Origin of the sequence: Candidatus Methylobacter oryzae (assembly GCF_003994235.2) — a bacterium.
Lineage (GTDB): Bacteria > Pseudomonadota > Gammaproteobacteria > Methylococcales > Methylomonadaceae > Methylobacter_A > Methylobacter_A oryzae.
On the sequence record NZ_RYFG02000112.1, the window covers coordinates 74,919 to 85,413 of the forward strand.

The window sequence follows — 10,495 nt, forward strand, 5'->3', positions numbered from 1 at the left end:
ATCAATTCGCCCCTTTATAATTCCAAATTTGCAGCACGCTTAAGGTCGCCAGCATTAAAAAAGCCAGCAATGTCCATGCAGGCATGCTGAAGCCTAACATGGTCCAATCGACTTTCGCACAATCTCCGGTACCGCTCAGCATTAACTTGACGGTTTCAAATAAAGGGAAGTTTTGCAGTACATATTCCAGGCCGGGACCGCATTCCGGCACCTCATCCGCCGGTAAGTGCTGTATCCAGACATGCCGGGTTGAAATCGCCGCGCCGCATAAGGCCGTTATCGCGCCTGCAATCGCATAAGCCGTGACGCCTTTTTGGCCCGGATTATGGATAGCGGCGCTTAAAAAAACCAAGCCGGTCAATAAAATCGCGATGCGCTGGGAAATACATAACGGGCAAGGGTCCAAGCCTTGAACGAACTGGAAATAAGCGCCCATCGACAATAAAAATACACAGCCGAGAAAACCCAGGAAAAACCAGACTCTCGAGTTAAACCTTAACAATTCCAACATAACCTTCTGCCTTTTTAAACGTTAGTGACAAGCCTGTACATTCCATCCAACACCAGTGAGTTCGGACTGACCACACCGATAATTTTGTTATTTTCAATAACCGGCGCCCTAACTAGGTTATAGTCGGCAAATAAACGAGAGCAATAACGGATGTCCATGTCGGGATGCACTGAAATAACCGGTTTACTCATGATTTCGTACACGTTAACCCGGTCCGGCGCCCGGTCTTTGGCCAGCACGTAGCGTGCAATGTCTCCGGAGTTAATCATGCCGTATTCGTCATCGTCATGACGTTTATTAACGATCAACACCGAAGTTTTAAGCGATTTCATTTTTTTTAAGGCATCTTCTATCGTAGCAATGCCGTCGATAGTGGCGAAGTCGGCTTTCATCACATCTCTGACACGAATAATGGTGCGTGGCACAATCATATTTTGTCCTCAAGTTCATGGGTTAAGAGTTCAACCTGATGCATGACGCCGACAGCGTCTTCGACATCGATCTGAATCGCAATGCCGGTACCGGGTTTGTCATCGAATTGCGCGACCTTGGCGATAGCTTCGAGAATATGCCGGCTAAGATGTTCTTCGACCAGCAATAACAACACATCGCGCTGAGTTTCCAGAGTCAATCCGAAAAAAGTTTTCGACTGCTTCATGCCTTCGCCGCGCGCATTATTGACCACGGTTGCGCCTTTAGCGCCGTTTTCGCGCGCAGTCTCAAGCACCAAGTCAGTCTTGTCGTCTTCGACAAATACGATAATTAATTTGAAATGCATGGTTGTCCTCAGGGTTTGGATAAAAGACTGCTTTTGCTAAGCCATTGCGCGATTTGCGCATAACCCAACACAGCAATAATCGGAAATAGACAGGCAAAGGCAATCAAGCCGAAGCCATCCAATAATGGGTTGCGGCCGGGCACGGCAGAGGCCAACCCCAAGCCCAGCGCGGTAACCAGCGGCACGGTAACCATCGACGTCGTTACCGCACCCGAATCGTAGGCCAGGCCGATAATCAATTTAGGGGCGAACCGGGTTTGTATCATGACGATGATATAGCCTCCAATAATATATAAATAAAGCTCCGAACCTGTAACGATCCGGAAAGTGCCGAGAGCAAGGCCGAAACCCACGCCGATCGCGACAGAAATTCTTAATCCCCAGGCCTTAATCGTGCCGCCTGAAATTTGTTCGGCTTTAAGGGCGACGGCGAGCAGGGAGGGCTCGGCCAACGCGGTTGCAAAGCCAATGCTGGCGGCAAAAATATAGACCCAGCCATAGGATTGCCAGGAGACGGCCTGAGCAACAGGATTAACGCCCAGAAATTCAGGCGTGGTCAACTGCGACGCCATCAAATTTCCCAGCGGAAACAAGGCCAGCTCCAGCCCTTCCAAAAAGAAAACAATACCCAGCAAAACATAGAAGAAACCGATAATAGTTTTTCTGGGATGGGGCAAAGGTTTGCGGATTACCAGCAGCTGAAAACCGATAATAATGCCGACAATCGGTAAAATATCGCGGCAAGTTTCCAACAGCTTCAGCGCGAAATGCATTAACCAGTCGATCATGATGACGGCAACCGGAAAAAAATCGCGACCGGTTTCCAACAGCTCCAGAGTGAAATGCGTTAACCAGTCGATCATATCGCCATCCCGTAAGCTATTACAAAAATCGCCGGTATCAACGACGCCAAGACCACAAGACCAAAACCGTCGGTCATCGGGTTGCGGCCTTTGATCGAGGTCGCCAAACCGACGCCCAGCGCAGTCACCAGCGGAACGGTAATGCTGGATGTCGCGATGCCGCCGGCATCATAAGCAATGCCGATGATCTCGACAGGTGCGAAAGGCGTCATGACGGCAATGCAAACATAAGCGAAAAAAACCGGGTAATACACCGGCCAGCCCCGGATAATTCTCAATACGCCGATCAGGATTGCCAAACCGATAGATAACGCAACGGTAATGCGTAGCCCCAGTGCATAACCGGCTTTTGCCGCATCGGTTTGTGCTATCAGCTTGCCATTAGCGGCGATGGTTGCGGCTTTTTCGGCAACCGCGATCAGCGCCGGTTCGGCGATTGCAGCGCCGACCCCCAGGCAGAACGCAAACGTCAACAGCCAGAATAAACTGCCTTTACGGGCAAACGCATAAGCCATCGACTCGCCAACCGGGAACAGGCTTTGTTCAAGTCCCTGAACGAATAAGGTCAGGCCGAGAATAACAAACAGCGTACCGCCGATTAAACTGCCGACGTCGGGAATAGGCTGCCGGATAATCAAAACCTGGAATACTAAAACAACCGCAAGAATAGGCGCCAAGTCCAGAAAGCTGGCGAACAGCTGTTTGATAAAAGGATTGTTAAACATTCAAGTTCTTTGTCCGGGTTTAATAAGGATAATTATACCCAAAGGGCATAAGTTTCGTTTGAGCAGACAGGCTGCTCAACTCAGCTTTATACCCAAAGGGCATAGTAGGGTTTGAGCAGGCAAGCTGCTCAACTCAGCTTTATCGCTGTAAATCGATAACCAAACAAGCTCAATGATAAACGCAACCCTAAAAATTACGTCAACCTAAAATAATTTTAATGATCGGATTTTTGCCTTCGGCTTTTGCCAATGCGGCCACATCGTCAAGAATTGATTGATCGACGATACAATGTCTAACATAGGGCACACAGCCAAAAAAGATACTTTCCACTTTCATGCCGACCCTTAATTGCGGCAATGCAATTTCAACAATCGCAGATTGATTGGTGACTTTATTTTTCGCCCTCAGCAAAACGCCTTTCCGCCATTTCTCTGTAGCCAAAGCAATCTTTTTTTCTTTAATAATTGCTTCCTTGAGTTCTTCAGCGGATGCGCCTTTAAGCACATGACTGAAAATATAGACAATATCGGGATCGTAACAGCTATTTTTCCGAATCATTAATTGGCTCAGCGCCGCGTCGGCGAACATTTCCGACCCCGTCATTGAACCGTCAATAAAGCCGATATAGTCGCTAACCACGCTCAGTATACGTGCCCCTAACGGAATATCCTGCTCAATCAGGCCATCCGGAAAACCTTGGCCGTCATAATGCTCGTATTGATGCCGAATGATCGTTCTGGCACCGTCGAACTGCGGTAAGCCCGCCAATAAAGCGTCACCGTCTATCGCATGCCCCAAATAACGGTATTTATCGACAGTAGACATTGAATAAAATGGCTTAGTCAATAATTTATACGGCAGATTTGTCTTGCCGAGCTGGGTCAGTAACCCGGCATACAGAATATCGGTTTTCTCTTCCGCGCTCATATCCAGGCCGCCTGCAATCTGCAGCGCTTTCTCAGTGATGTATTTCGATTCTCCGTGTTTAATGCCGGGATACTTTTCAATAATACGCGACAGTGACCTGACGAAATCAATATCCAGTTTTTTTAGGCGCGGGTCCGAAGCATCAAGATACCGCGTGGTATTCTTGAATTGTTCGATAAATTTTTCAATTTTTTCTGCCATCGCAAATACTTAACTCAGTAATAGTAACGAAGAACGGCGCATTCGCGCGCAGGCTCCACAATATTGTCGATCATTATCGGCTTACAGCAAGTTTGGCAAAAATTTCCCGCCGGCAATCACTTTTAGGCAGGCATCGACAACAAGGCTATCCAACTTGATACCGCGCATCGCCTGTATCTCCCGCATCGCCGCATCTATTTCCAATGACGGCCGGTAAGGCCGATCCGAGGACATCGATTCGACAATATCGGCCACAGTAACAATCCGCGCTTCCAGCAGAATTTCATCGCCTTTCAGCCCCCGGGGATAACCGGAACCATCGAGATATTCATGATGCTGACGGATAATTTCGGCAATCGGCCAAGGAAAGTCGATTTTGCTCAGAATAGTGTAGCCGACTTCCGGATGAGTCTTAATCAGGCTAAATTCAGCCGCGGTCAAGCGCCCCGGTTTGGTGAGAATCTCGGCGGGAATGTGAATTTTGCCAAGATCGTGTACGGTAGCGGCCAGATGCAAACCAAGCAAGCGGTTATCATCCAGTCCCATTTCCTTGCCGATGTTCATCGCGAGATCGGCAACATGGTTTTGATGACCGGCAGTGTAAGGATCTCGCTGCTCTAAAGTCGCGGCGACCGCCATTAGCGTATCTTCCAGTAATTTTTCCAACTTGACGGCTTGGGCGGCTCTTTCTTGTAACGATCTATCGTAAGCCTCGCGGGTTCGGCGCGACTGAATACCGAAGCCGAGGTTGGAGGCCAGTTCTTCGAACAAACTGGTTTCGCTATCGTCGAAGGCTTCAGGTTCTTTGGAATAGACCGTTAAAACGCCGACGACGCTGCCGTCGACCATGACCGGTAACGAGACAGAGGAATGAATACCGCAAGCCTTGGCTTTTTGGTACCAAGGCGAAAAGGCCGGATTTCCCAGCGCGTTATTGTTGACTACCGTCCGCCCGTAACGTATCGCTTTCCCGGTCGGTCCCTGGCCCAAGGAATTGTCGCCCCAACTCAGTTTTAAGTCGTTCAAATAACTTCGCGCCGAACCGGATGATGCGATAATTTCAACGCTCCGCTCTTCATCTTGTTTAGCCCAGCCAAACCATGCCAGCATATACAAATCTTCCAGCGTTATCGCTTCGCAAATCGATTGTAGCAGCTCCGCTTCCGTTTCGGAGAAAATCAACGCCCTACCGCTGCGGCGCAAAGCTTCCAACGCCCAACTGCGCCGTTTAAGTCTATCGGCAGTGTGTTTCTCCTGGGTAACATCATGAAAAATGACCGCCACGCCACTGACGTTGGCCTGCTTGTCCAGTAGCGGTGCCTTGGTAGTCCTGACCCAGCGTTGTTCGGCATCCTTGATGTAGGGTTCTTCAATTGAAATAGTAATTTGTTCCGACATCACTCTACGGTCGTCGGCGCGGTAGCTTTCCGCCAGCTCCGGAGGGAAAAAATCAAAATCGGTTTTGCCTTCGATCTCTTCCGGCCTGATGCCGAGGTCTTCGGCATAGCTTTCGTTGCAGGAAACATAGACCGAGGCTGTATCCTTGACGATGATTTTCTGCGGCAAGTGATTGACTACCGAATTAAATATATTTTCATTCAGCTCGCGCGCCTGCTCGATAACCAGTTTCTGCAATATCTGTAATTCGTCAAGCGGCTGGTGAACAACAAAATGCTCATCAAGAATACCGACCATGACGCCTTTTTGATCAACCACCGGGAGCCTTCGGACTTTCAACGCCTGCATTTCGGCCAAGGCGTCAACCAACAGCATGTCCGGCATCACGCTGTGAACGGGTTGACTCATCACTTCAGCCAATCTTGCATCGCGTTTTTGCAGGCGGAACAGCCTGACCATGTCGCGCTCGGTCAGTACGCCAACGGGCTTGCCGTCTTTCAATACGACGACACAACCGATATTACGGTTTTGCATCTCGGCGGATGCTTCCATGACCAAACTGTCGCCCGGCATGGCGAGATATTCCCTGCACATCTTTCTGGCGACATTCAGCGCGCCGACCAAATTTTCTATGCCGCAATGTTTACGAAAATCGGTTTCAGTGACGACCCCAACCGGCTTGTCTTCGGCATTCGTTACCAGCAAATGCCGAAAACTATACAAGGCCAAGATACGATAGGCCGTATAGCGGTCTTCCGTTTCTTTTATGGAAATGACCCCGCGCGTCATCACCGTATCAACGGTGTGACTGCCCGGAATTGGCCGGTTCAGTGCGTGAATGATGTCGCGTTCGGTCAATATGCCAACGATATTGCCGGCTTCTTCGATCAGCAGACAGCTGATGCGCAAGGTTTCCATGCGCTCGGCAGCGAGCGCGAGCGTTATTCCGGCCGGTGCAGTAACCGGGTTCGGCGTCATAATGTCGCGAACTTTTTTTTGTCCATCCTGCATTGGAAAAAGGTCGGCTTGAGTGTAGTTGTCCATATCTATTTCTCCGGACTAGGAAATACATAGCCTTTATCGCGGAACAGCCGGATACAGGCGTCGACGACTTCAGCGGCGTAATGGGCGCCGCTGTATGCTTGTAGTTGATCTATGGCGTAATCGATGCTGTAGGCTCTACGGAAAGGCCGATGCGACAGCATTGCTTCCAGACTGTCGCAAACATGAATAATTTTCGCCTCAAGCAGAATTTGCGGTCCTTTAAGGCCGCGAGGATAGCCCGAGCCGTCAACGTTTTCATGGTGCTGGTAAACGATTTCGGCAATCGGCCAAGGAAACCTGACATCGCGCAGAATCTCATAGCCGGATTCGCAGTGATTCTTGACCAATTCGAATTCTTCAGGCCCCAGTCGCCTGGACCTCGACAATATTTCCGCCGGAATCTGGATCTGCCCGACATCATGTACCAGTGCGGCCAAGTATAAGCCCTCCAATCGGTCCGGCTCAAACGCCAGCTCCTTACCCACCGCCACGGCCAAGTCGGCCACTCGCTTTTCATGACCGGCTGTGCTCGGGTCGCGGTACATCATCGCTGATGAAAGCGCTCTGATCGATTGCTTAAGGATTTCGTTCAAGGCCTGGCTTTTACGATCCGCTTCAGCAAGAGCCTGCAAACGGTCGTCCAGCAACTTTAGCAGACCAGCGAACAATACAGTCGATATAAGTTGCGCCAAAAACAGCGGCATACCGATTTTGCCGAATATCGCCAGGCCGTCCAAGGGTTCGATAACTAGCAACAGGGAAAGTGCTTCCGAGCTACCTACCGCAAACCCTGCCAGCAAGATAGTTCTCAAGCTGAGCTTAGCGGAAACGTTTTTTGCTTGCGACAGATAAACGCAAAGTCCCGAAAACACAAAATCGCCGGCAATTCCGATCAAGCCGGGAAATGCCCCTGATCCGCCGATACTCCGCCAATAAATGGCTTCAACCGCTGCTGTTGCCAATCCAACCCGGTAACCGCCGAACATGTTGGCTATAGCGATCGCGGTGCCGCCAAGATCGACGACAACGCTGTTTTCAACAGACAGGTGTAATGCAAGCGCCGCAATCCCTAACAGAACAAATGCGACGTTTCTAATCAGCTTCTTACTACGGGGCGAGGAATTGAATGGCGGCAGCAATTCCAAGCAAATAAAAAAGCTCAAAAAAAGCAGTGTGGCGCCTGTCGTAGATAAAATGTATAGCAGTTCTGACATGTGTTCGCTGGCTTTATCTTAATAAGTTCGAGTATTTTCTTCAGATTATTTATAGGCAATTACTTGAAGAAATCTAACGGGTAAATAACTTTTTCATTTATCGCAAAGGGTAAAAAAATCAACTTGCTGTTTTTCACCTTAGCGTGAATTTAGTAGTTGAATCAGCCGCTCTCAACATTGCTCAACTTCCTTTTTAAACGCTTTTATTTCCCGTGCCGGTCCCATGACCACCAGGATATCCCCTGCGTCCAGACGATGCTCTTTCTCCCCGATTGCAAAATGCAATTGGTCGTCCAATTCCTTGTCGACGACACCGATCAGGATCAGGTTATGCTTCTGGTTTTTCTTTAAATCGCTGGTTTTAGTGTTTTCAAGGCAGGAGCCTTTAGGAATTTCTATTTGCGCCATATTTAAATCGTGCCGGCCGAAAACGGTATTATCGAGAATATTGGTAATGTCCGGCTTGGTCAGCATCTCGTGCGTTTTTCTGCCGCAGATCTCGTAAGGATCGATGATTTTATTGGCGCCTGCTGCTAATAATTTTTCAGCCGATTCCGGGTCGTCGACAATGGCGACAATGGTAATATTTTTATCGATTGCCCTGGCCGAGATAGTTAAGAAGACGTTTTCGGAATCTCGCGGATAAAAACAAAACAACGTATCGACATCGCTACCTATGCCTATGGACCTGAGAGCATCGTCATTGCGAAAATCAATTACCTGGGCATCAAAACCTTTTTCTGCAATCAGCGCGGCTTCGGCGTCGTCTTTGGCGATAAAAAGGATGCTGCACCGCTCCGGATTCAATCGGGCCATCGTTTCCAGAGACATCACGCTGTAACCGAATACGGCAATGCGCTTCATAACTTTCTCCTGTTCTTTAACCGGCTTTTTTCAATCTGGTCGCGAAAATAATCAATGGCGTATTCCCGGCCGATAACGACCGGCAGGTCGCCGTCCCGCAACACAAAATGCGGCTCGGGATTAAAATAAAAATGCTGGTTTTTAATGGAATAGCTGTTCTTATGTTTTTGATGAACCGGATTGGTGCTGATAATCCCCAGCAACAGCAATTTCCTTTGTTCAAAATCAACCGCGGCGATGCTCATCCCTTCAACGAAAGAACCGGCATGCACGCATAATGTTTCCATGATCACATGGCTTTCTTCGCGGATAATGCCCAAAATAGCCTCGAAAGCCACCGGCTGACCGATATACTCGGCAACCACCATACCGGCGATTTCAAACGGCTGGATCACATTGCTGGCGCCGGCTTGATAGAGTTTTTTTACATTGTTCTGGGAATTCGCGCGGGAAATAATCCGGATGTCCGGGTTTAAATGGCGGCTGGTCAGCGTGATGTAAACATTGATCACGTCATCCCCGGTCGTGCAAATCACCGCCGTTGCGCCCTTATTAATGCCCGCGTTCTGGATCACGCCGTTTTTGCTGGCATCTTCATGAATAACCAGGTAACCCAAACGTTTTGCCTTTAAGACATTATCTTCTTTAGTGTCGATAATGACGAAACGCTGCCGGTCTTTTTCAAGCTGCTTGGCGATATGCTGCCCTACCCGGCCGAATCCGCAGATGATAATAAAATCATCTGCACGGCTCAGTTCGGCATAGGTGCTGTTTTCGCGCAACTCGTCCATCTCCTCGTTAAATGCCGTAACGATAATTGAAACAAGAAAAGACAAAACACCCAGGCCAACCAAAATCAATACTATCGCAATGATTCGTCCGCCGATGGTCACCGGCGATATATCGCCATAGCCGACCGTCGCGACCGTCACAATCGCCCAGTAAAAGCCCTCGAACAGGTTTTTAACCTGTCCGCCGTTAGCGGGATTTTCAAATAAATAAATCGCAGTGCTGCCGATAAACACCAAAAAACCCAGGAAAACGCCCAGCGTAATCAGCTCGAAACGCCTGCTGACCAAGACCCTGGCAAAAACTTTAATGCTATTGAAGTAACGGAACAGCTTGAACAGGCGGAACAGCAGAAATATCCGCATGACCCGCAACGGCCGGTAAGTCGGTAAAATAGCCAGTAAATCGATCAAGGCCAGCGGGCTAAAAACATAGTCTAGTTTTTTAACAAGGATGATTCCGGCGACCTTGCCCAACTTAAAACGAACATTTAAATATTTAGCTTTTTCATAATGTTCAAGTATGGTTTTATGAATGTCGCTGTACAGCCAGCCCCGCAATACGTACTCGGCGATAAACAGACTGATGACGCAGTACTCGAACAGCACTTCGCCTTTGTCCCACGGATGATCCACCTCATAAACCAGCAGGAAAACGCTGAGCATCACCAGGCAAATCATAAAAACATCGAAATAGGACTTCAGCCGGTTGTTAGAGTTTTCTAACAGGTTATAGAAAAACAGCTTGGTGCGTTGATAGCGCTTCGACGTTTTCAGCAAATAGGCAAAATAAACGATTAGCCGTGTAAACATATTGCTTCCTGCAAGTCTTCGTTGAAAATGAACGATTGCGTGGATTTCCGGCAAGCAAAACTATTCCGGAAGAAGAACATATCTTGCAGAGGTAATTTATTCATGAGTCTTGCTAATACTGGCTTGACGGTAATGTAACGTTGTTTAGGGCTCGAAGACTGGTGACATAGCGCCAGTTTGCCGGATGCCGCCCGATGCGCTCCAACAAACTGGATGAGATAACCATGGTAGGAAGCTCAAGACGATCTATTTTAACTGAATTACTCCTGTTCATATTAGATAGAACTTACGCATTGACAGCCGGTATAGAATATGAGGCATGAACTAACCCTAGGCAACGGAAGGCCCGCCCGTGATAAGAAAAATAA

10 protein-coding genes are annotated in these 10,495 nt (G+C 48.7%); all 10 read right to left on the bottom strand.

The genetic code is table 11. The features are described from left to right. Position 1: 1 nt before the first annotated feature. The 10 genes from EKO24_RS16945 to EKO24_RS16990 all read right to left on the bottom strand — a co-directional run bounded on the left by EKO24_RS16945 (position 2) and on the right by EKO24_RS16990 (position 10,127). The gene (locus tag EKO24_RS16945) at positions 2-511 is read right to left on the bottom strand and encodes a disulfide bond formation protein B (protein ID WP_127028111.1); all 510 of its coding nucleotides are present in this window, start codon (positions 509-511) and stop codon (positions 2-4) included. 14 nt (positions 512-525) lie between these two features. Next, the gene (locus EKO24_RS16950; protein WP_127028112.1) at positions 526-942 is read right to left on the bottom strand and encodes a CBS domain-containing protein; all 417 of its coding nucleotides are present in this window, start codon (positions 940-942) and stop codon (positions 526-528) included. Continuing rightward, positions 939-1,289: a P-II family nitrogen regulator gene (locus EKO24_RS16955; protein ID WP_127028113.1), complete on the bottom strand. Its 351-nt coding sequence runs from the start codon at positions 1,287-1,289 to the stop codon at positions 939-941. Before EKO24_RS16955 ends, EKO24_RS16950 begins: the two co-directional genes overlap by 4 nt. Before the next feature lie 8 nt (positions 1,290-1,297). Continuing rightward, a complete protein-coding gene (locus tag EKO24_RS16960; RefSeq protein ID WP_127028128.1) occupies positions 1,298-2,077 on the bottom strand; it encodes a DUF1538 domain-containing protein in 780 nt (259 codons plus the stop codon). 71 nt (positions 2,078-2,148) lie between these two features. Continuing rightward, positions 2,149-2,877, bottom strand: a complete 729-nt coding sequence (locus EKO24_RS16965) for a DUF1538 domain-containing protein (protein ID WP_127028114.1) — start codon at positions 2,875-2,877, stop codon at positions 2,149-2,151. A gap of 199 nt (positions 2,878-3,076) precedes the next feature. Then, positions 3,077-4,006 carry an HD-GYP domain-containing protein gene (locus EKO24_RS16970; protein WP_127028115.1) on the bottom strand — a complete coding sequence of 310 codons (930 nt, stop codon included), beginning with the start codon at positions 4,004-4,006 and terminating at the stop codon, positions 3,077-3,079. A gap of 81 nt (positions 4,007-4,087) precedes the next feature. After that, on the bottom strand, positions 4,088-6,448 hold the full coding sequence (locus tag EKO24_RS16975; RefSeq protein WP_127028116.1) for a CBS domain-containing protein: 2,361 nt from the start codon (positions 6,446-6,448) through the stop codon (positions 4,088-4,090). A gap of 2 nt (positions 6,449-6,450) precedes the next feature. Further along, positions 6,451-7,662 carry an HD domain-containing phosphohydrolase gene (locus EKO24_RS16980; protein WP_127028117.1) on the bottom strand — a complete coding sequence of 404 codons (1,212 nt, stop codon included), beginning with the start codon at positions 7,660-7,662 and terminating at the stop codon, positions 6,451-6,453. A 171-nt stretch (positions 7,663-7,833) separates the two neighbouring features. After that, complete coding sequence (locus EKO24_RS16985) at positions 7,834-8,526, bottom strand: potassium channel family protein (protein WP_127028118.1); 693 nt, start codon at positions 8,524-8,526, stop codon at positions 7,834-7,836. Continuing rightward, the gene (locus EKO24_RS16990) at positions 8,523-10,127 is read right to left on the bottom strand and encodes a potassium channel protein (protein WP_127028119.1); all 1,605 of its coding nucleotides are present in this window, start codon (positions 10,125-10,127) and stop codon (positions 8,523-8,525) included. The genes EKO24_RS16985 and EKO24_RS16990 overlap by 4 nt, the downstream gene beginning before the upstream one ends. Positions 10,128-10,495: the final 368 nt, after the last annotated feature.